The following is an 18,102-nucleotide window of genomic DNA, read 5'->3' as shown; positions in this document are numbered from 1 at the left end:
GGCGGCTGCCGTGGAACGGCCGCGAGCGTGATGCTATGCTTTAAAATCCTTCGAGGCGGGGTTTTGCGGGACATGATGCGTTGTTGGAGCCGCTGGATCGCGGCTGCGGTGCTGTGGGTTGCGTTCACCTCCATCGCCGGTGCCGAGACGCTGGCCGCCTCCGTCGAGCAATGGGGCTTGCTCGGCTCATGGGCGGTCGACTGCAAGGCTCGTCCCGACCGAGACAAGGGTGCGCTCTTGACTTACGAAATCAGGAAAGACGGCCGGGTGATGTACCGCCGCAATTTCGGCGAGGCCAAAGACGAGAACGAGGTGGTGTCGGCCACGGTCAATGCCGAGGGCCTGCTCAACGTGATGGTGTTCTTCCCCTCGCTGCGTCAGACGCGCGAGTTTGGACTGCTCTTGCAGAAGGACGGCAGCCTGCGCGCGATCTACAACCGCAGCGAGCGCGGCGAGTACACGATCAGGGACGGCAAATACGTCGCGACAGGCGCGCCGACCCCAGTGCAGCAACGCTGCGATTGACGACCTGAACAGCCATTCAGAAATCTCCCGCAGTTCCTCCGGAACGTTCGCGTAAATCTGCGGTTTAGATGTGCATTCGATTGGAGGAGGACATATGAAGAAGCTTGGTTATGTGGCTGCAGCTCTCGGTGCGCTCGTGATCGCAGCGCCGACGCTGGCAAGCGCAGAGACGGTGGTGATCAAGCGCGGTCATCATCACGGCCCGTACGGCGCCCGCGCGGAATACCACATGCATCATGATCGCGGCTGGCATCGCGGCTGGCACCATCGTGGCGACAGGGTCGTCGTGATCAAGCGCAGCCACCGCCACCACCACTGGGACTAATGCGCAACGCAACTCGGAAATGGCCCCTCACGGGGCCATTTCCATTGCCTGAGCGATCGAGCTAATCCCACGCCGGCGCAAAGGCAGGATTGACGCAGCGCGTGTCCTTCGCCAGCGCGGCGATCTTCTTGCGGTCGGCATCGTCGAGCGTGATCTTCAGCGCGTCGAGATTGGCCTTTTGGCTCTCGCGGCGCGAGGCCTTCGGGATCGCGGCGACGCCGTCCTGGTCGAGCAGCCATTTCAGCGCGACCTGCGCGGCGGTTGCGTCGTGCCTCGCGCCGATCTCGGCCAGCACCGGATCCGAGGCGATGCGCCCCTGCGCCAGCGGACAATAGGCGACGAGCGGGATCGACCTGGCCCGGAGATAGGCCAGCACCTTCGATTGATCGAGCATGGCGTGATATTCGACCTGGTTGCAGGCAATCGGCGCCTTGATGTCCTCGACCGCGACCTTGAGCAGCGCCGTGGTGAAATTGGCAACACCGATGGCGCGCGTGCGCCCCTCCTCCTTGAGCTTCATCAGGGTCTCGAATACCGCACCCCAGTTGGCGGACTTCGACGGCCAGTGCACGAGATAGAGATCGACATGGTCGAGCCTGAGCTTCTTCAGGCTGGCATCGAAGGCACGCCGGATCGCGTCGGGGGCGAGGTTCTCGTGCCAGACTTTTGTGGTGACGTGCAGCTGGCCGCGCGGCACCCGGGACGAGGCGATGGCCGAGCCGATCGGCTCCTCATTGGCATACATCTCGGCAGTATCGATGTGGCGATAGCCGATCGACAGCGCGCTCTCGACCGCAGCACGGCAGGCATCGCCCTGCATGCGGAAGGTACCGAGGCCGAGCTTGGGCAGGCTGATGCCCTGTGTTTTCAGATGGTCCATGAAACAGCTCCTGACGTCATTCATCCCGCCGGACGCGCGGTGACAGACTCTTTGATGATGGAAAGGAAGCGGTGGGAGTAGCGACCATAGCGCGGGCGGCGCCGGGCGGCCAATCAAGATCGGGTTAGCTTTGGGGCGCGCGATGCTTCCCCATCGTCATGGCCGGGCTTGACCCGGCCATCCGCGCCTTGCCCCGCGGCACAAAGATCGTGGATGCCCGGGACAAGCCCCGGGCATGACGATCAGGGCTCAGTGCGACCGTCCCTCACGAATGCTGCGCCACCATAGCCGGTCGTGCCTGCGGCTGCGGCACGATGTCGACCGACCAGAGGTCGCGATTGTCGACGTCTTTCAGGGTCACCCTCATCACGCCGGTTGCACCATCGATGTCGACCCTGCCGAAGAATTGCAAGCCGAAGCACGGCGCCAGATTCTCGCCCTGCGCTGCGCTGCAGCCACGCTGGTACATCGCGACCGGGCCGAACGTGTCGTCGAGCTCGCCGGCTCCCCAGCTGCCCGCATGCAGCGGGCCGGAGACGAACTCCCAGAACGGCTCGAAATCCTGGAATTGCGCCTTGCTCGGATCGTAGTAGTGCGCGGCGGTGTAGTGCATGTCGGCAGTGAGCCAGACGATGTTGCGGATGCCGGCGCGCTTGATGGAAGCGAGCAGATCGGCGATTTCGTGCTCGCGCCGGTCAGGCGGCCCGTCGCCGAGTGCGACGGCATCCAGGCTGATCAGGCCGATCGGCAGATCGGCCGCGATCACCTTCCAGGTCGCGCGGGAGGCGGCGAGCTCCCGCTTCAGCCAAGCGAGCTGCTCGGCGCCCAGGATCCAGCCGCGGCGATCATCACCCTTGTTCCAGGTTTCATCGCGGTAGCTGCGCATGTCGATCATGAAGACGTCCAGCAGCGGGCCGTAGGCGATCTTGCGATAGACGCGTCCTTTTCGCGCGCCGACGTCGCGGATCGGCATGAAATCGAAGAAGGCGCGGCGGGCGCGCGCGACCAGGCGCGGCGTGCCGTCGTCCTCGTAACCGGCCTCGTCATGGCTCCCGACCGGTGACCAGTCGTTGGTGACCTCGTGATCGTCCCATTGCGCGAACATCGGGACCTCGGCGTGGAAGGCGCGGAAGTGCTGGTCGAGGTGGTTGTATTTGTAGTTGCCGCGGAACTGCGCCAGCGTGTGCGCGACTTCCGATTTTTCCTCAGTCACGACATTGCGCCAGGTCTCGCCGTTCGGCAGTTTCAGCTCGGATGGAATCGGGCAGTCGGCATAGATGTGATCGCCGCAGTGGATGAAGAAATCCGGACGGCCATCGAGCATGGTCCGATAGCTGCGATAGCCGCCGCGCGAGACGTCGATGCCCCAGCCCTGCCCCGCGGTGTCGCCCGACCACAGGAACGAGATCGACTGGCCCGCGACCGGAGCGGTGCGGAAATGGCCGATGCGGCTTTCGCCGGCGGCACCGGCGGCAATGTCGTCGAAGCGCAGCCGGTAAAAGATGTCCTGCCCGGGAGGCAAATCGTTCAGCAGCAGTTTTGAGGTGAGATCGGCGTCGGGCAGCGCATCGCTGCAGGCTGACGCGATGATCGTCCTGAAGCTCTCGACGGTCGAGCATTCCACCTGCATCCGCGCGGGCCGGTCGGCGCGCGCCCAGATCACGGCCGAGCCGTCGGAGACATCGCCGGACTGGATGCCGCTTGCGATCTGCGGGCGGTCAGCGGCGCGGCTGATGGAGGGCGTCGCAAGCGAGGCAATGGCGAGGCTGGAGGCGGAGCGGACCAGGAACTGCCGCCGGGTCCATGCGCGCGCAGCGCGGGGCGATGCCATTCAGGAAACCTTCGTCGAATCACGACGGAAGGTGCCTGCGCTCCTTGACTTCCAGCTTACGGTTTCTTGACTCGGCGCCTACGGTTTTGCGACGCGGGGATGACGACTTTGGCCTCGACTAGCGCTTCCAGTTGCAGATACCGCCGGAGCGACATGGCCAGGTCTGGATGCGGGTGTCCATCGCCTGCGCGTCGAGCGGATTGCCGTGGCGGCGCGCAAGCTTCGCGCGGGCTGCGCCGCGCGCCTGCGCGCTCCTGGCGTGCGTGGTCTTCGGCTCGGCCGCACGGACGCGTTCGGCGGCAACCTTCTTCGGCACGTCGATGGGCGCAACGCGAGCCTGCGCCTCGTTGCCGCCGCGCGCTTCGAGTGCAACCGGCGCGAACTGCGTCTCCGGACCGAGTCGCTTCGGCGACAGCACGGCCTTGGAGAGATCGAGGCCCAGATATTCGTCAGGCTTGTAGTCATCGGCGCGCGCAATGCCGCCCCCTGCGACGACGAGGGCAAGACCAATTGCGAAGGGAACGCTTTTCAGGACCACGGACGCCTCCTGAAATCGATTTATCAAAGGGGTAATTTACCCCTATTTAGGAGGCGTCACGCGCAATTCCAGCGGTCAAATGCCGCCGTGGTTAAGAAGTTTGACGGCGTCAGGCGACCTTCCGCGTCGCCGCGGTCCCGTCCAGGAACCCCATCAGGCGGCTGCGAATGATGGTTTCCGCCTCGCCCATGATGCGATCAATGAGTTCCTTGCAGGATGGGATGTCGTGGATCAGGCCTGCGACCATGCCGCAGCTCCAGGCACCGGCGTCCATCTGCCCATCGAGCATGATCTTGGGATAGACGCCCGCGACCTGGTCGTGGATGTCGTCGATCGTGAGCTTGTCGCCCTTCTCGCGCTCGATCTCGAGCAGACGATCGACATTGGCGTTCTTCAGGACGCGCTCGGTGTTGCGCAAGCTCCGCATGATCAGGCGGGTATCGAGCTCGGTCGCCGCAACGAGCGCGTTCTTCACGTTCTGATGCACCGGCGCTTCCTTGGTGGCGATGAAGCGCGTGCCCATGTTCATGCCCGCCGCGCCCAGCGACAGCGCCGCGACCAGGCTGCGTCCGTCGGCCATGCCGCCGGAGGCCACGAACGGGATCTTCAACTCTTCCGCCGCACGCGGCAGCAGGATCATGTTGGGGATGTCGTCCTCGCCGGGATGTCCGCCGCATTCAAAACCGTCGACGCTGACGGCGTCGCAGCCGATCCGCTCCGCCTTCAGCGAATGGCGCACCGAGGTGCATTTGTGGATGACCTTGATGCCGGCCGCCTTCAGCGCCGGCATGTAGGCTTCCGGGCTGCGGCCTGCAGTCTCCACCGCCTTGATGCCACCTTCGACGATGGCCGCGATGTATTCGGGATAGGGCGGCGCCGAGAACGTCGGCAGGAAGGTGAGGTTGACGCCGAACGGCTTGTCGGTCATGTCGCGGCAGCGCGCGATCTCCTTTGCGAGCAATTCCGGCGTCTTCTGCGTGAGACCGGTGATGATGCCGAGCCCGCCGGCGTTGGAGACGGCAGCGGCCAGCTCGGCAAAGCCGACGAAATGCATGCCGCCCTGAATGATCGGGTGCTCGATGCCGAACAGTTCGGTGATCGCGGTCTTCACTTAGTTCTCCTCCCGGAATTTTGCATGGCGCTGGAATCAGTTTAACCGCAGCTGCGTGCCGCGGTCACCATTTCTCTCCGAACGGGCGGATCTCCATCTCGAAGGTCCAGGCGCTCTTCGGCTGCTGGTAAAGCTGCCAGTAAGCGTTCGCGACCGACGACGGCGGCATCAGGAGGTCGGGATCGTCGAGCGCATTCGGCCCGAGCGCCTCGAGCCGGCGCTGGCGGACCCATTCGGTGTCGACGCCGGAATCGATGATGAGATGGGCGACGTGGATGTTCTTCGGCCCGAGCTCGCGCGCCATCGCCTGCGCCACGGCGCGCAGGCCGAACTTGGCGCTGGCAAAGGCGGCAAAGCCGCTGCCGCCGCGCAAGCTTGCGGTCGCACCCGTGAAGAAGATGTTGCCGCCGCCGCGCGGCAGCATCAGCCGCGCCGCTTCGCGGCCCGCGAGAAAGCCGGAATAGCAGGCCATCTCCCAGACCTTCCGGAAGACGCGCTCGGTGGTGTCGAGGATCGGGAAATTGACGTTGGCGCCGACGTTGAAGATGCAGACTTCGAGCGGCGCATGCTTGTCGGCGTCGTTGAGGAAGGAGATCACTTCATCCTCCTTCCGCGCATCGAGCGAGCGTGCGTGGATCTCGCCGCCTGAGGCCTCGATGTCCTTCACCAGCGGCGCCAGCTTGTCGCCGTTGCGGCGGCCGGCATAGATCGAGAAACCTTCGGCGGCAAACTTCCTGGCGATCTCCGAGCCGATGAAATCTCCGGCGCCGATCACGGCGGCTGTCGCATTTCGCTTGGGCAAAGTCGCCTCCTCCGCTGATGGCCTGATTGAGGGAAGGCTATCGTTCTAAAATAGAACTGTCAAATACCCAGCCTGGATGCTACGTTGAAATTGAAATTGCACTGATCATTCAAGTCAGTTCCTTTTTCTGACTGACTGAGCCGGAGACCGGATCATGAAATGGGAAACGCTGGACGAGGAGACCTGCTCACTGTCCCGCACTGTCGCGGTGGTGGGCGATCGCTGGACACTGCTGATCCTGCGCGACTGCTTCCTGCGCGTGCGCCGGTTCGAGGCATTCCAGTCGTCGCTCCAGATCACGCGGCACCTGCTCTCGGAGCGGCTGAAGAAGCTGGTCCGCTTCGGCATCCTGCGCCGCGTGCCCTACTCCGAGGCGCCCAAACGCTACGAATATATCCTCACGCAGAAGGGGCTCGACCTCTATCCGATCATCATGGCAATGGTGCATTGGGGCGACACCCACATGGGGGACGAGCGCGGCCGCCCGCTGCTGCACGAGCACAAGATTTGCGGCAAGCAGTTCGATCCGGTGATGGTGTGCTCGGAATGTGGCGAGCCGCTGCATGCGAAACAGGTGCATGTGCATCCGGGACCGGGAAAGAAGGAAGCGGTGGGGTGAGTGAGGCGGGCACCCCTCTCAACACCGTCATTGCGAGGAGCCTTGCGACGAAGCAATCCAGAGTCCTTCCGCAGAAGCAGTCTGGATTTGCTTCGTGGGGACCGTCATCGGGCCGCGCGTCGCGCGGACACGTTAGCTCGCAATGACGGGAGTGGGAGGGGTCTTGCCTCAATGCCCCCGCGTCGGCGCGCCCAGCTTGATCGGGCGCAGCACGGCTGCCGTCGGGATCATCAGTAATGCGATGATGGCGAGCGTCCAGAACACGTCGATATAGGCGAGGAAATCGACCTGCTGCTGCACGGTGCGGCCGACCCAGGCAACTGCCTGTGCCGCCGCATCGCTCGCATTCGAGCCTTGCGCCTGGAAATAGCGCGTCATGACGTCGATGGTCTGCTGGTAGCCGAGATCGGACGGCGCGGCGTGCTCGATCAGGCGGCTCTGGTGGAATTGCTGGCGCTGCGCCAATACGGTTTGCGCCAGCGCCACGCCCATCGATCCCCCGATGTTGCGGGCGACGTTGATCAGCGCGGAGGCCTGGTTGGTCTTGTCGGGCGGCACGCCGTCATAGGACGCGGTCGTGACGGGCAGGAACAGGAACGGCAGACCGAGCGCCAGAAAGATGCGCGACAGCGCCGCATAACCATAAGTGATGTCGCCGGTGAGCCCGGTGAGATGCCACATCGAGAACGCAACGATCGCCGCGCCGAACATGATGAGATACTTCGGCTGTACCGTGCTGACGAGACGGCCGACCACGGGCATCAGCACAAGGGTCGCGATGCCGCCGGGGGATAGCGCGAGACCTGCCAGCAGCGCCGTGTAATTCAGCTCGGTCTGGAGCAGTTGCGGCAGGAGCTGCGTGGTCGAGATCAGTACGGCACCGGTGGCAAGCATCACCATGAAGCAGGCGGCAAACTGGCGGCCGCCGAGGAGCCGCAAATCGACGATCGGATCCTCGCGCGTCAGCTCCCACGGGATCAGCGCAACCAGGGAGGCAGCCGCAAACACCGCGAAAAAGACGATCATGTTCGATCCGAACCAGTCGTTGCGCTGCCCTTCGTCGAGCACGAATTCGAGCGAGCCGAGACCGATCGCGACGAGCATGAAGCCGATATAGTCGACCCGAAGCCCCTTGCTCAGCAGCCTCTCCCTTTCCTCTTCCGCTCCCGACGGTTCCTTGACCAGCGTGCCGACAAGGAACAGCGAGAGCAGCCCCATCGGCACGTTGATCAGAAACACCCAGTGCCAGGTGTAGGTGTCGGTGATCCAGCCACCGAGCGTCGGGCCGATCACCGGCGCCACCACGACGGCAACGCCGTAGATCGCAAACGCCTGGCCGCGCTTGTGCGGCGGAAACGAGTCCGCAAGGATCGCCTGCTCGCTGGTCGCCATGCCGCCACCGCCGAGCCCCTGAAGGATGCGGAACAGCACCAGCGACTCCAGATTCCATGCAAACCCGCAGAGCAGCGAGGCGAAGGTGAAGGTCGCGACGCAGATCATGTAAAAGCGCTTGCGGCCGATCACGGTCGACAACCAGCCCGAGATGGACAGCACGATGGCGTTGGCGACGAGATAGCTGGTGATGACGTAGGTGCTTTCGTCGATGCCGACGGCGAGGCTGCCGGCGATGTGACGCAACGCGACATTGGCGATGGTGGTGTCGAGCACCTCCATGAAGGTCGCGATCGAAACGACGAAGGCAATCAAATAGGGATTGTGCCCCCCTGCCGCCGAGCGCTCCGGCGACCATCCCCCGGCCGAGGCGCCGCCTTCCACGGCGTCCGTCATCGCACCCTGGTCCAGGGCACGACCGACATGCCGGGACCGACAGGCAAATCCGCCGGCCAATTGTCGACCACGATCTTCACCGGCACGCGCTGCACCACCTTGACGTAATTGCCGGTGGCATTCTCGGCCGGCAGCAGGCTAAACGCGGTACCGGAGCCCGGCTGCACGGAATCGACATGGCCGGTCAGCCTGAGGCCCGGATAGGCGTCGATGCGTATCTCCACCGGCTGGCCGGGCCGCATGTCCCTGAGCTGGGTCTCCTTGTAGTTGGCGACGACCCAGACCTCGTCGGGCACGAACATCATCAGGCTCTGCCCCGCGGTCACGAAGGTGCCCTTGGCGCCCGATAGCTTGACGACGCGACCGGACTGGACGGCGACGACGCTGGTGTACTGCAAGTTCAGTTTGGCTCGGTCGAGTTGCGCCTGCGACTGATCGAGCTGGGCCTTGGCCCCTTCGAGTTGCGCCTGGAGCGTCTTGATGCCGAGTTGCGCCGCCGTCACCGCAGTCTTGGCGCGCTCGGTATTGGCCTGCTGCGCCTGGAGATCGGACCGGGTCTGCTGCTCGCGCTGCACGGTGCCAGCGCCCTTCTCGACCAACTCCTCTGCGCGCTTGAACTCCTCCTGCGAGAACCGGAGCCGAGCCTGCGCCTGTTCGAGCTGCGCCTCGGCCTCCTTGATCTGCTCCTGCTGCGAGACGATCTGCGCCTCGACATTGTCAATATTGGCCTTCGAGACCGCGACTTGGGCCGTGGCCTCATCGACGGCGATGCGATAATCGCGCTCGTCGATCTTGGCGAGGAGATCGCCGACATTGACGTGCTGGTTGTCGGTGACCGGGATGTCCGTCACGTAGCCACCGACCTTCGAAGCCACGGAGAAGCTGCGCGCGGCCACGAAGGCATCGTCGGTGGACTCGTAGTGGCGCACCTCCAGCCAGTAGAGCAGACCGCCAATGAGGGCCGCGGTCAGCGCAACGGCACCGACGGTTGCGAGCAGCCAATGCTCGCGAAACCGTTCGCGCAACGATGGTGTCTTCGCCGGCTTCGGATCGCGGGCGTTGCGGGTCTGGTCAGGCGACGCGCTGGGAGCTTCCTTCGCCCTCTGCGGCTGCTCGGCGGACGGATCGCGCTCCCGGGCTTGAGCATCCACGGCGATCACCTTTCTCGGCAATGAACCGACGCCGGAGCGGTCGAGGCGAGCTCACGCGCCGCGAGCCAAACTGCAACGTCAAAACATGGTTCCGGCTTCGGGAGCACCGCTGTCATTCCCGAATGCACTGTTCAAAAAGGCGCGACACCCTTCGTGCCGCGCTCATTTCGATTTTTCGCCGTCCGCTCAGTGCGTCTTGGTCTCTTGCCACTTTTCGAGGTCGGGCTTTGCCTCGTGCGGCTTCTGCTCCTTCTCCGGATTGCCCTTCCAGGGCTTGTTCGTCTGAGCGTGCGATCCCCAGTCATTCTGATGCCTGGGATCGTCGGTGGGCCGTTCCTTGCTCATCCGGTTCTCCTTTCCACGAAGCGTCTCAGGCGAAGGGAACGCCGTAATAGGCATTGACGCCGCGCATCGCGGCATCATCGTCCCAGTTCCAGTCGCTGCGTTCGCCGTATTTCGGCGCGCCTTCCAGCGCCTTGGCGGTGATGCCGGTGACGTAGCCGCCGAGATCGGTATCGTATTTCAGCGACTGCCAGGGCAACGGATAGTGGTCGTTGCCGAGACCGAGGAAGCCTCCGAAGCCGAGCACGGCGTAGGACACCTTGCCGCTGACCTTGTCGATCATCACGCGTTCGATCGAACCGATCCGGCTGCGGTCGGCGCCATAGACCGATGTTCCCTCGACCTTGTCGCTGCCGATCAGCCGGCCCGTCTCGGTTCGATCCAGTTCACCTTGATTCAGCATATCAATTCTCCAATCAGCCAATGCGCAAATCAACTTGCGTAAAGGGGTGTTCGTTCCAGAAAGCACCCCGCGACCAAACAGGAACATCGCGGGGAAGACGATGTTTTCAACGTCTCGCATGAGGAACAGGGAATGAGGTGAACCATGAGCGATTTTCGAGACATCCAGCATGGCGTCAACGATCCCGTGGATGGCGTCGATGTGAAGTATCAGATCAGCAGCAACCAGACGCCGCACGAGCGCGCGCAGCGCCACGCGGATGTGCGCGCCGAACCGTCCGCCTCGCCAGCCGAGCCGTTCCTGCCGGAGCGGTTGCGCCGCAAGCCGACTGACCCGATCAATCCGCGCACCGGACGCCATCCGACGGATTAGGAACCTCGGCCCCGAGAACGGGTTGGCGCAAGGAAGTGCGCGGCAAGCGGCTGCGCAATCATTCCAGAGGACCGGACCATGAAACGTGCTGTCATCGCATTCGCCTGCGTACTTCTTGCAGGCCCCGCACTCGCCCAGTCGCTGGGCGAGAAGACCGGCGTCAATTCGGCGCTCGGCGTTGCGCCAACCACTGCCGACTTCGTCAAGGAGGTCGCCATCAGCGACATGTTCGAGATCGAGTCGAGCAAGCTGGCCGCGCAGAAGGGCAGCGCGCAGGAGAAGAAATTCGCTCAGCAGATGGTGACCGATCACACCAAGACCAGCGGCGAACTGAAAAGCCTGGTGGGCGACGGCAAGGTTCGGGCAACCTTGCCGACGGCGCTCGACAGCTCGCACCAGAGCAAGCTCGACAAGCTCAAAAACGCCTCGGGCAAGGATTTCAGCTCGGACTACAATTCCTACCAGGTCAGCGCCCATGAGGACGCCGTCTCGCTGTTCGAGCGCTACGCCAAGGGCGGCGACAATTCCGCGCTGAAAGACTGGGCCGGCAAGACGCTGCCGGCGCTGAAGCACCACCTCGCCATGGCCAAGGAGCTCGGCAAGGCGCCGAGCGTCGGACAGTCGAAGTAAATATCCTTCGAGGACGCCGCCCCCGCCGGCGTCCTCGCATTGGCAACGATGCGCCTCTCCGCCGGTTGAGACTGCAAAGTCGCGGAGACCACTCATGGCGCATCAAGGCAATCATGGCGCATCAAGGCAAGACCTCAATATCCCGCCGGCACATCGTGCGCGCGGCGAGCGCAACGCTTGCCGCGGCTTCGCTGGCGTCCTCGACAGTGAAAGGAAACACTGACATGGCCGAGCAGAACCTCGTCGATCCCGTCACCCGCTATCCGAAGCCGCCGTTCAGGAAGCAGTCGCAGCCCTGGCCTGGCCTCGCCGGCAAGATGGAGCCGCGCCCGGATCATGGCGAAACCAGCTACAAGGGCTCGGGACGCCTCGCCGGGCGAAAGGCGCTGATCACCGGCGGTGATTCAGGCATGGGTCGGGCCGCCGCGATCGCCTATGCGCGCGAGGGTGCCGACGTCGCCATCAATTATGTCCCGAACGAGGAGCCCGACGCGCAAGAGGTGATTGCGCTGATCAAAAAGGAAGGACGCACCGGGCTCGCCATTCCCGGCGACCTCCGCGACGAGAACTTCTGCAAGCAACTGGTCGAGCAGGCCCGGCAAGGGCTCGGAGGTCTCGACATCGTGGTCTGCAACGCCGCGCGGCAACAGAGCCGCGAGTCGATTCTTGACGTCTCCTCGGAGGATTTCGACGCGACCATGAAGACGAATATCTATGCCCCGTTCTGGATCATCAAGGCGGCGTTGCCGCATCTGAAGCCCGGCGCGTGCATCATCGGCACGACGTCCGAGCAGGCGTACGACCCGTCTCCGGAACTCTACGACTATGCGCAGACCAAGGCGGCGACGATGAATTACGTCAAGTCGCTCGCCAAGCAGTTCGGCCCGAAAGGCATCCGCGTCAACGGCGTGGCACCGGGGCCGATCTGGACGCCGCTTCAGGTCTCCGGTGGCGCCTCGATGGAAAAGTTGGAGAAGTTCGGCGGCATGACGCCGCTCAAGCGTCCAGGTCAGCCCGCCGAGCTTGCCTCGATCTATGTGCAGCTTGCGGCGGCCGATGCCAGCTATGCGACCGGGCAGGTGTATGGCTCTTCCGGTGGATCGGGACAGCCGTAGCGCACCGCGCTCAGGAACTCCGCGGGCTTCCGGGCTTTGGACATCTTTCATGGAGAAACCTTCGCCGGTCGCGAATCGATGGCGCCTTTAACAGTCAAACCGACACGGATCGATACGGTGATCGCCGGCGAGATCGCAGCCCACACGAGGTCCGGGCTCGAGGATGCCGCGGAAGCGATGACCTGGGGGGCCGACGAGTATGTGCTCCTCTCTCTCGCCGCAGCAGGCTGGCTTTATGTCCGGCTACGCCAGCCAGCGAAGCAGCCGATCGCCAATCACATCCTGGCGGCTTCATTGGCAACGGCGGTGGTACCGCATCTTCTCAAATTGGTGTTCGACCAGACCAGGCCCGACCGGCTGACAATTGTCGGCCATCGGCATGGTGTTCCCCTCTCTGGCAAGCCGCGCGATGCCTTTCCGTCCGGCCATGCCGTTCACATGGGCGCGCTGGCGTCCGCGGCCGGCCTGCTGCCGCCGGCGCGACGCCGCGCGGTGCGCGCGATTGCGGTCGCGCTGTCGCTGACACGTGTTGCGCTGCTCGCACATTGGGCCAGCGACGTCGCCGCGGGCTTCGCACTCGGCGCGGCGGTCGAACGATTGCTTCGACCGTGGACATTGACCGGACCACCCCGCGAGCGCGCAAAGTCACGGGCTGCGCGATGACCGAATATGTCCTGCGGTTCATCGCCGGCGGCGTCATCGTTTCGATGTTTTCGATCCTCGGCGACATGCTCAGGCCCAAAAGCTTCGCCGGTCTCCTGGGCGCGGCGCCTTCGGTCGCACTCGCCACGCTGGGGATCGTCGTCATCCAGCACGGCCCCGCCTATGCAGCGGCCGAAAGTTGGACCATGATCTACGGTGCCGTTGCGCTCGCCTGCTACAGCGTGGTCGTCTGTCATTTGCTGATGAGGTTTTACCTCGCGGCCCTTCCCGCCACGATCATTGCTCTCGTCGTGTGGCTTGCTGTTGCCTTCGGCTTGCTTGCAGGCCTGGGAGGCGCCGCCTGATGCTGATCAAGCTGTCGTCATCCGCTCTGAAGCAGACACGCTGGTACGAGTACGGCGTACGCTTCCTGCTCGGAGGGGGAGCAACGGTTTTCGCAGGGATTGTCGGTGCACGCCTCGGCACCTCGACCGGCGGACTCTTCCTTGCCCTCCCCGCCATCTTCTGCGCCAGCGCAACGCTGATCGAAAGCCACGCGCGCCGCACCAAGGAGAACGCCGGCTTCAGCGGACGGAGACGCGGCCAGCAGGCCGCAGCGCTGGACGCTGCGGGGGCCGGCCTTGGAAGCATCGGTCTTGCCGCGTTCGCCGTTACTTTCTACGCCCTGGTTTCGATGAGCGTCATCGGTGCATTCGCCGCCGCAATTCTGGTCTGGACCACCATCTCGGTATCGGCGTGGTGGCTGAGGCGAACGCTTCGCATCACCTCCCGCCGCATCCGGCCCGCACGCGGCGAACGATCAGCGAAGGACCGCGGCCTCTTCACGTAGCATCAGGAAGCCATACATCTCGGCAGCGGTCTGAAGCTGATCGAGCCGGGCAAGAACGGAGTTCCGCTCCTCGCCATCCGGCAGGCCGGTAAGCTCATTCTCAAGCCGCAGCCTCTGCGCATCGAGACGTTGTTCGAATGTGTGTGGCTCAGATCGTCTTCGCATCTTCCGTCCTCGGTGGCTGCAGGCCCGGGCTGTTGGCCCAGCGTTCGACCTGTTCGATGACCTTCTGGTGGCTTGGCCGCACCGGCCCGGGCGCCTCGGGCTCTTCGGAAAGCTTGCGGGGTAACCTGACTTCGTCCGTCATGGCCTCTCTCCCTTTCGGAAAGAATGCGCCAAGGCAGGATCTGTTTCAATGCAACTTACTGATTTTACTGACTATTTTTACTCATTTGACGACCTTGCCGACTCTGGCGGAACTCTTGCCAACTTTGTTCGTTGAGTAAACTGCTAAACCTACTCAATTTGCGTGATCGCCATGAACGACCTTCGCGCCGAGCGCCTTCAGGTCATGCTCTCACCGGAAGAACTGGCCACCATTGACGATTTCCGGTTCAGACACCGAATGCCGACGCGGGCGGCAGCAGTCCGCGAACTCCTCAAATTCGGACTCGCCGCTGCGGGCATCGACGCGGCCGCCGGCGTGAAGTCGAGCAGCTTCGGCGTTTTCGGCCGCGGACCTGATGGACATACTCAGGGGGATCCGGAGAGCGACACCGAGAGTTGACCCACAGGAGTCCCGCCCACAAGCAAACGGCCCTGGCACAGTGGGTGCCAGGGCCGTCCCTGGAGATTGCTTCCAGCGCACCGGGGCATGACAATCGGAAGCAGTCCGTCGACTCTTCGCGCGGGAATTCGTTCCTCGTGAGAACTAGCCCGTCGCATCGCTCGAGCCGTCCGGCATGGCGCCGGAGCCTGGCGTCTTGCTATTGTCGTTCAGCTTGGGATCGCGCGTCGCTTCACGCGAGGGCGAACCTTTCCAATCCGTCTTGTGCACGGACTGTGCACGCTTCTTGTCTCGCGGCTGCTCCTCCGCGCGCTCGTCCTTGACGATACCTTGGTCGGAATGGGCCATCATGGGCTCTCGCTTCTCGTGAAGTCTCGGAGCGCTTACGCACTGCTGCGTCGAATGTTCCGGTGCAGTTGCTAGCTGCGGACCGCGTGGGCGGCGGCAGATGCGTTTTCAAGATGTACCTGCCGCACCGTCGTCACCGTCGCGAACGCCACCGAGACGCCGAAGGCGAGAATGAGGGAAAGAAGAGCCAGACGTGGAGCCATCGCCAAAACCTCCTTCTGAAACCGGAAATCGACGCGATCGACGGTTCCCGGACCATCCCAGATCAGTCGCTTGCCTTCCGTGAGCAGTCTCACGCGCAGATTCACGAGGACGAGGGGGCTCACTCGTTTCGCTTTGGAGCAGCGTGGACCGCGACGGGCGGGATTTCGCCATCGAGCCAATCCTGCTCGTTGGCGAGCGCCGTCCAGGCGTCGGCCATACGCGAATAGCGCTTGTGGGCGGGTTGTCCGTCGGCTCGCTCGGCAAGCTGAAGACAATTGTCGGCGTTATCCCTGAAGATGTCAGACTGCTTCATGCGGAGGACGTGGGGACGGAACTTCCGCGTCGCAAGCCGCTTACCGGATCGTAATAATCAGGGAACTTCGCACGCCGTCCGTGATTGATATCGATGCGAGTTCTTGCCGCGATCATCCTGGCATTCATCAACACCGCGGCGCTTGCCGACAGTGCCGGCGAGCGAAGCCCTGGCGAACGGCCACCCACTGCGATCGAGGTTATCAGCGGCGCCTACAACTTCAGCCGATTTCAACAGGGGCTTCTTGAGAACACCGACCTCAAGGGCAACGCGGAGGTCAAGAACCTCGCCGCCCTGCGCGCAGAGGAAGCGGCCAAGCGCGACAAGAGTCTGCAAGAGGTCCAGGAGGCAATTGGCGCGGAGCCACGCGCCGGCAAGGCCTCATCCTCGACCGCGAGCCTCGTCGCGCCCGAAATGTCGGATGGTCCGACCTACGTCAGAAGCTTCTATGCCGCGCAGATTCCCGAGTATGAATCGATCATCGGACTTCTCGAGCGCTATCTGAAGGCGCCCGACAACGCTACGCTCGCAGCGTTCGCGCGCGAACAGCTCCCGATGTTGCGCTCACAGGTCAGGGACGCGGAGCGTACCATGGCGGACAAATAGCCGTCAGGCTCGGTGCTCCGTTCCGAAGGATGGATGCCGGGATGGACGTGCAGGCAGCGGGCCGGCGACGGCATTTTCCTTCTGATGGCATGGAACCAATTGGGCGGATCATCGTTGTTTCGGCCGGGCTGAGCAAAGCGGGTTCCATTTCCTCGCGCCGCACCTTGGCGCTTGATTTCGAATTTGGCTGACGCTCTATTTCATTTCGACCAAACGCGTCGTGCCGCGGATTCGGCCGATGCCTGCGGGGGAATCAGTATGAGCGACCTCGATCCCGGAACTGCATCACGCTCCGGTCGTCGCGTCCCAAAGCCAAAAACCAACGGTACGTCGGAGCCGGATTCCCGGGCGGAACTTCTGCTCGCCTTGCAGGCGATGCGCAGCGGTGACTTTTCGGTGCGCATGAGCGGCGACTATCTCGGCATCGACGGCAAGATTGCCGACACGCTCAACGAAATCATCGCCGCCAACCAGCGCATGGCGCAGCAGCTCGAGCTGGTCGGCCAGGTGGTGGGGCGCGAAGGCAAGACCCGCCAGCGTGTGAAGTTCGGCCTCGCCTCAGGCTCATGGGCCGACATGGAAGGTTCCGTCAACACGCTGATCGACGACCTGCTGTGGCCGACGCGCGAGGTGACGCGCGCGGTCGCCGCCGTCGCACAAGGTGACCTGCTGCAGACCGTCAAGCTCGACGTCGATGGCCGCCCCCTCGGCGGCGAGTTCTTGCAGTCGGCGAACATCGTCAACACCATGATCAAGCAGCTGGGCGTGTTCACCTCCGAGGTCACGCGCGTGGCACGCGAGGTCGGCACCGAAGGCAAGCTCGGCGGACAGGCCCAGGTGCCTGAGGTGACCGGCGTCTGGAAGGACTTGACCGAGAGCGTCAACTCGATGGCGAACAACCTGACTAACCAGGTTCGCAACATCGCGGAGGTGACGATCGCGGTCGCCAACGGTGACCTCTCCAAGAAGATCACGGTGGACGTCCGCGGCGAGATCCTCCAGCTCAAGGAAGCCATCAATACGATGGTGGACCAGCTCCGCTCCTTCGCTTCCGAAGTGACGCGCGTGGCTCGCGAGGTCGGCACCGACGGCAAGCTCGGCGGCCAGGCGATCGTGCCGGGCGTGGCCGGCACCTGGAAGGACCTGACCGACTCCGTCAACGCCATGTGCGGCAACCTGACTGCACAGGTGCGCAACATCGCCAACGTCACCACCGCCGTGGCGCGCGGCGACCTCTCGCGCAAGATCACGGTGGACGTGCGCGGCGAGATCCTGGAGCTGAAGGACACCATCAACACCATGGTGGACCAGCTCAACTCGTTCGCTTCGGAAGTGACGCGCGTGGCGCGCGAGGTCGGCACCGAGGGCAAGCTCGGCGGCCAGGCTCAGGTGCCCGGTGTGGCCGGCACCTGGAAGGACCTCACCGACAACGTCAACTTCATGGCCTCGAACCTGACCGCGCAGGTTCGCAACATCGCCGACGTCGCAAGCGCCATCGCGAGCGGCGACCTGTCGAAGAAGATCACGGTGAACGTATCCGGCGAAATCCTTCAGCTGAAGGAGACGCTCAACACCATGGTCGACCAGCTCAACGCCTTCGCCGGCGAAGTGACGCGCGTGGCGCGCGAGGTCGGCACAGAGGGACGGCTCGGCGGCCAGGCCAACGTGCTCGGCGTCGCCGGCACCTGGAAGGACCTGACCGACTCCGTCAACGCCATGTGCGGCAACCTGACTGCACAGGTGCGCAACATCGCCAACGTCACCACCGCCGTGGCGCGCGGCGACCTCTCGCGCAAGATCACCGTGGACGTGCGCGGCGAGATCCTGGAGCTGAAGGACACCATCAACACCATGGTGGACCAGCTCAACTCGTTCGCTTCGGAAGTGACGCGCGTGGCGCGCGAGGTCGGCACCGAGGGCAAGCTCGGCGGCCAGGCTCAGGTGCCCGGTGTGGCCGGCACCTGGAAGGACCTCACCGAC

26 protein-coding genes are annotated in these 18,102 nt (G+C 63.9%); 13 read left to right on the top strand and 13 right to left on the bottom strand.

Going from position 1 to position 18,102, the window contains the following annotated elements:
- The first annotated feature begins 72 nt into the window (after nt 1-72).
- Both IC50_RS24795 and IC50_RS24790 read left to right on the top strand, forming a co-directional pair.
- A complete protein-coding gene (locus IC50_RS24795) occupies nt 73-525 on the top strand; it encodes a hypothetical protein (protein ID WP_035710899.1) in 453 nt (150 codons plus the stop codon).
- Between the two features lie 94 nt (nt 526-619).
- Complete coding sequence (locus IC50_RS24790; protein ID WP_035710896.1) at nt 620-850, top strand: hypothetical protein; 231 nt, start codon at nt 620-622, stop codon at nt 848-850.
- 61 nt (nt 851-911) lie between these two features.
- Here IC50_RS24790 and IC50_RS24785 read toward each other — a convergent pair whose 3' ends face one another.
- From IC50_RS24785 to IC50_RS24765, 5 genes are all read right to left on the bottom strand, one after another.
- Nucleotides 912-1,730: an aldo/keto reductase gene (locus IC50_RS24785; protein WP_035710893.1), complete on the bottom strand. Its 819-nt coding sequence runs from the start codon at nt 1,728-1,730 to the stop codon at nt 912-914.
- Between the two features lie 265 nt (nt 1,731-1,995).
- Nucleotides 1,996-3,561, bottom strand: a complete 1,566-nt coding sequence (locus IC50_RS24780; RefSeq protein ID WP_035710890.1) for an alkaline phosphatase D family protein — start codon at nt 3,559-3,561, stop codon at nt 1,996-1,998.
- 118 nt (nt 3,562-3,679) lie between these two features.
- Nucleotides 3,680-4,099 (bottom strand): hypothetical protein, encoded by a 420-nt coding sequence (locus IC50_RS24775; protein ID WP_035710886.1) that lies wholly within the window; start codon nt 4,097-4,099, stop codon nt 3,680-3,682.
- Between the two features lie 109 nt (nt 4,100-4,208).
- Entirely contained in the window at nt 4,209-5,210 is a 1,002-nt protein-coding gene (locus tag IC50_RS24770; RefSeq protein WP_035710883.1) for an NAD(P)H-dependent flavin oxidoreductase, read from the bottom strand.
- Between the two features lie 64 nt (nt 5,211-5,274).
- Entirely contained in the window at nt 5,275-6,012 is a 738-nt protein-coding gene (locus tag IC50_RS24765) for an SDR family oxidoreductase (RefSeq protein WP_035710880.1), read from the bottom strand.
- Nucleotides 6,013-6,166: 154 nt separating this feature from the next.
- Between IC50_RS24765 and IC50_RS24760 the strand changes: the two genes are divergently transcribed.
- Nucleotides 6,167-6,631, top strand: coding sequence for a winged helix-turn-helix transcriptional regulator (locus IC50_RS24760; RefSeq protein ID WP_035710876.1), 465 nt, complete (start codon nt 6,167-6,169; stop codon nt 6,629-6,631).
- A 168-nt stretch (nt 6,632-6,799) separates the two neighbouring features.
- On the opposite strand, the gene IC50_RS24755 is transcribed toward IC50_RS24760, so the two are convergent.
- The 4 genes from IC50_RS24755 to IC50_RS24745 form a co-directional block, all read right to left on the bottom strand.
- On the bottom strand, nt 6,800-8,419 hold the full coding sequence (locus IC50_RS24755) for a DHA2 family efflux MFS transporter permease subunit (protein WP_035710872.1): 1,620 nt from the start codon (nt 8,417-8,419) through the stop codon (nt 6,800-6,802).
- Entirely contained in the window at nt 8,416-9,570 is a 1,155-nt protein-coding gene (locus tag IC50_RS24750; protein WP_035710913.1) for an HlyD family secretion protein, read from the bottom strand. Before IC50_RS24750 ends, IC50_RS24755 begins: the two co-directional genes overlap by 4 nt.
- A gap of 186 nt (nt 9,571-9,756) precedes the next feature.
- A complete protein-coding gene (locus IC50_RS42595; protein ID WP_193374154.1) occupies nt 9,757-9,915 on the bottom strand; it encodes a hypothetical protein in 159 nt (52 codons plus the stop codon).
- 25 nt (nt 9,916-9,940) lie between these two features.
- Complete coding sequence (locus IC50_RS24745) at nt 9,941-10,315, bottom strand: PRC-barrel domain-containing protein (protein WP_035710868.1); 375 nt, start codon at nt 10,313-10,315, stop codon at nt 9,941-9,943.
- Between the two features lie 144 nt (nt 10,316-10,459).
- On the opposite strand from IC50_RS24745, the gene IC50_RS24740 reads away from it, so the two are divergent.
- From IC50_RS24740 to IC50_RS24715, 6 genes are all read left to right on the top strand, one after another.
- Nucleotides 10,460-10,687 carry a hypothetical protein gene (locus IC50_RS24740; RefSeq protein WP_035710864.1) on the top strand — a complete coding sequence of 76 codons (228 nt, stop codon included), beginning with the start codon at nt 10,460-10,462 and terminating at the stop codon, nt 10,685-10,687.
- Between the two features lie 78 nt (nt 10,688-10,765).
- Entirely contained in the window at nt 10,766-11,317 is a 552-nt protein-coding gene (locus IC50_RS24735) for a DUF4142 domain-containing protein (protein ID WP_035710862.1), read from the top strand.
- A 224-nt stretch (nt 11,318-11,541) separates the two neighbouring features.
- A complete protein-coding gene (locus IC50_RS24730) occupies nt 11,542-12,432 on the top strand; it encodes an SDR family oxidoreductase (RefSeq protein WP_193374153.1) in 891 nt (296 codons plus the stop codon).
- Nucleotides 12,433-12,510: 78 nt separating this feature from the next.
- A complete protein-coding gene (locus IC50_RS24725; protein ID WP_035710909.1) occupies nt 12,511-13,095 on the top strand; it encodes a phosphatase PAP2 family protein in 585 nt (194 codons plus the stop codon).
- Complete coding sequence (locus tag IC50_RS24720) at nt 13,092-13,439, top strand: DUF3147 family protein (protein ID WP_035710859.1); 348 nt, start codon at nt 13,092-13,094, stop codon at nt 13,437-13,439. The genes IC50_RS24725 and IC50_RS24720 overlap by 4 nt, the downstream gene beginning before the upstream one ends.
- Nucleotides 13,439-13,924 (top strand): hypothetical protein, encoded by a 486-nt coding sequence (locus tag IC50_RS24715; RefSeq protein ID WP_035710858.1) that lies wholly within the window; start codon nt 13,439-13,441, stop codon nt 13,922-13,924. Before IC50_RS24720 ends, IC50_RS24715 begins: the two co-directional genes overlap by 1 nt.
- A 148-nt stretch (nt 13,925-14,072) precedes the next feature.
- Here the strand turns inward: IC50_RS24715 and IC50_RS42590 are convergent, their stop codons facing one another.
- Nucleotides 14,073-14,231, bottom strand: coding sequence for a hypothetical protein (locus tag IC50_RS42590; protein WP_193374152.1), 159 nt, complete (start codon nt 14,229-14,231; stop codon nt 14,073-14,075).
- A 171-nt stretch (nt 14,232-14,402) separates the two neighbouring features.
- Here IC50_RS42590 and IC50_RS24710 point away from each other — a divergent pair, with 171 nt between their 5' ends.
- Nucleotides 14,403-14,651 (top strand): hypothetical protein, encoded by a 249-nt coding sequence (locus tag IC50_RS24710; RefSeq protein WP_035710907.1) that lies wholly within the window; start codon nt 14,403-14,405, stop codon nt 14,649-14,651.
- A gap of 144 nt (nt 14,652-14,795) precedes the next feature.
- On the opposite strand, the gene IC50_RS24705 is transcribed toward IC50_RS24710, so the two are convergent.
- The 3 genes from IC50_RS24705 to IC50_RS24695 all read right to left on the bottom strand — a co-directional run bounded on the left by IC50_RS24705 (nt 14,796) and on the right by IC50_RS24695 (nt 15,516).
- Nucleotides 14,796-14,999 (bottom strand): hypothetical protein, encoded by a 204-nt coding sequence (locus tag IC50_RS24705; protein ID WP_035710905.1) that lies wholly within the window; start codon nt 14,997-14,999, stop codon nt 14,796-14,798.
- Between the two features lie 71 nt (nt 15,000-15,070).
- On the bottom strand, nt 15,071-15,295 hold the full coding sequence (locus tag IC50_RS24700) for a hypothetical protein (protein ID WP_157461053.1): 225 nt from the start codon (nt 15,293-15,295) through the stop codon (nt 15,071-15,073).
- A 26-nt stretch (nt 15,296-15,321) separates the two neighbouring features.
- The gene (locus IC50_RS24695; protein WP_035710854.1) at nt 15,322-15,516 is read right to left on the bottom strand and encodes a hypothetical protein; all 195 of its coding nucleotides are present in this window, start codon (nt 15,514-15,516) and stop codon (nt 15,322-15,324) included.
- A 93-nt stretch (nt 15,517-15,609) separates the two neighbouring features.
- Here IC50_RS24695 and IC50_RS24690 point away from each other — a divergent pair, with 93 nt between their 5' ends.
- The 3 genes from IC50_RS24690 to IC50_RS24685 all read left to right on the top strand — a co-directional run.
- The gene (locus IC50_RS24690) at nt 15,610-16,122 is read left to right on the top strand and encodes a DUF4142 domain-containing protein (protein ID WP_035710852.1); all 513 of its coding nucleotides are present in this window, start codon (nt 15,610-15,612) and stop codon (nt 16,120-16,122) included.
- A 41-nt stretch (nt 16,123-16,163) separates the two neighbouring features.
- Nucleotides 16,164-16,313 carry a hypothetical protein gene (locus IC50_RS41450; RefSeq protein ID WP_157461051.1) on the top strand — a complete coding sequence of 50 codons (150 nt, stop codon included), beginning with the start codon at nt 16,164-16,166 and terminating at the stop codon, nt 16,311-16,313.
- Between the two features lie 67 nt (nt 16,314-16,380).
- Nucleotides 16,381-18,102, top strand: a 1,722-nt coding sequence (locus tag IC50_RS24685) for a HAMP domain-containing protein (protein ID WP_035710901.1), incomplete at its 3' end; no start/stop codon positions are given.

This window comes from Bradyrhizobium genomosp. I (2014), from assembly GCF_000261685.1.
GTDB lineage: Bacteria > Pseudomonadota > Alphaproteobacteria > Rhizobiales > Xanthobacteraceae > Bradyrhizobium.
Note: the sequence above shows the minus strand (reverse complement) of the source record. Positions and strands in the feature narration are given on the sequence as shown.

Coding starts and splice junctions, on each gene's coding strand:
- IC50_RS24710 (WP_035710907.1), top strand. CDS start 14,403: ATGAACGACCTTCGCGCCGAGCGCCTTCAGGTCATGCTCTCACCGGAA.
- IC50_RS42590 (WP_193374152.1), bottom strand. CDS start 14,231: ATGACGGACGAAGTCAGGTTACCCCGCAAGCTTTCCGAAGAGCCCGAG.
- IC50_RS24755 (WP_035710872.1), bottom strand. CDS start 8,419: ATGACGGACGCCGTGGAAGGCGGCGCCTCGGCCGGGGGATGGTCGCCG.
- IC50_RS42595 (WP_193374154.1), bottom strand. CDS start 9,915: ATGAGCAAGGAACGGCCCACCGACGATCCCAGGCATCAGAATGACTGG.
- IC50_RS24785 (WP_035710893.1), bottom strand. CDS start 1,730: ATGGACCATCTGAAAACACAGGGCATCAGCCTGCCCAAGCTCGGCCTC.
- IC50_RS24725 (WP_035710909.1), top strand. CDS start 12,511: ATGGCGCCTTTAACAGTCAAACCGACACGGATCGATACGGTGATCGCC.
- IC50_RS24740 (WP_035710864.1), top strand. CDS start 10,460: ATGAGCGATTTTCGAGACATCCAGCATGGCGTCAACGATCCCGTGGAT.
- IC50_RS24780 (WP_035710890.1), bottom strand. CDS start 3,561: ATGGCATCGCCCCGCGCTGCGCGCGCATGGACCCGGCGGCAGTTCCTG.
- IC50_RS24735 (WP_035710862.1), top strand. CDS start 10,766: ATGAAACGTGCTGTCATCGCATTCGCCTGCGTACTTCTTGCAGGCCCC.
- IC50_RS24760 (WP_035710876.1), top strand. CDS start 6,167: ATGAAATGGGAAACGCTGGACGAGGAGACCTGCTCACTGTCCCGCACT.
- IC50_RS24690 (WP_035710852.1), top strand. CDS start 15,610: ATGCGAGTTCTTGCCGCGATCATCCTGGCATTCATCAACACCGCGGCG.
- IC50_RS24705 (WP_035710905.1), bottom strand. CDS start 14,999: ATGGCCCATTCCGACCAAGGTATCGTCAAGGACGAGCGCGCGGAGGAG.
- IC50_RS24790 (WP_035710896.1), top strand. CDS start 620: ATGAAGAAGCTTGGTTATGTGGCTGCAGCTCTCGGTGCGCTCGTGATC.
- IC50_RS24695 (WP_035710854.1), bottom strand. CDS start 15,516: ATGAAGCAGTCTGACATCTTCAGGGATAACGCCGACAATTGTCTTCAG.
- IC50_RS24715 (WP_035710858.1), top strand. CDS start 13,439: ATGCTGATCAAGCTGTCGTCATCCGCTCTGAAGCAGACACGCTGGTAC.
- IC50_RS24730 (WP_193374153.1), top strand. CDS start 11,542: ATGGCCGAGCAGAACCTCGTCGATCCCGTCACCCGCTATCCGAAGCCG.
- IC50_RS24745 (WP_035710868.1), bottom strand. CDS start 10,315: ATGCTGAATCAAGGTGAACTGGATCGAACCGAGACGGGCCGGCTGATC.
- IC50_RS24795 (WP_035710899.1), top strand. CDS start 73: ATGATGCGTTGTTGGAGCCGCTGGATCGCGGCTGCGGTGCTGTGGGTT.
- IC50_RS24720 (WP_035710859.1), top strand. CDS start 13,092: ATGACCGAATATGTCCTGCGGTTCATCGCCGGCGGCGTCATCGTTTCG.
- IC50_RS41450 (WP_157461051.1), top strand. CDS start 16,164: ATGGACGTGCAGGCAGCGGGCCGGCGACGGCATTTTCCTTCTGATGGC.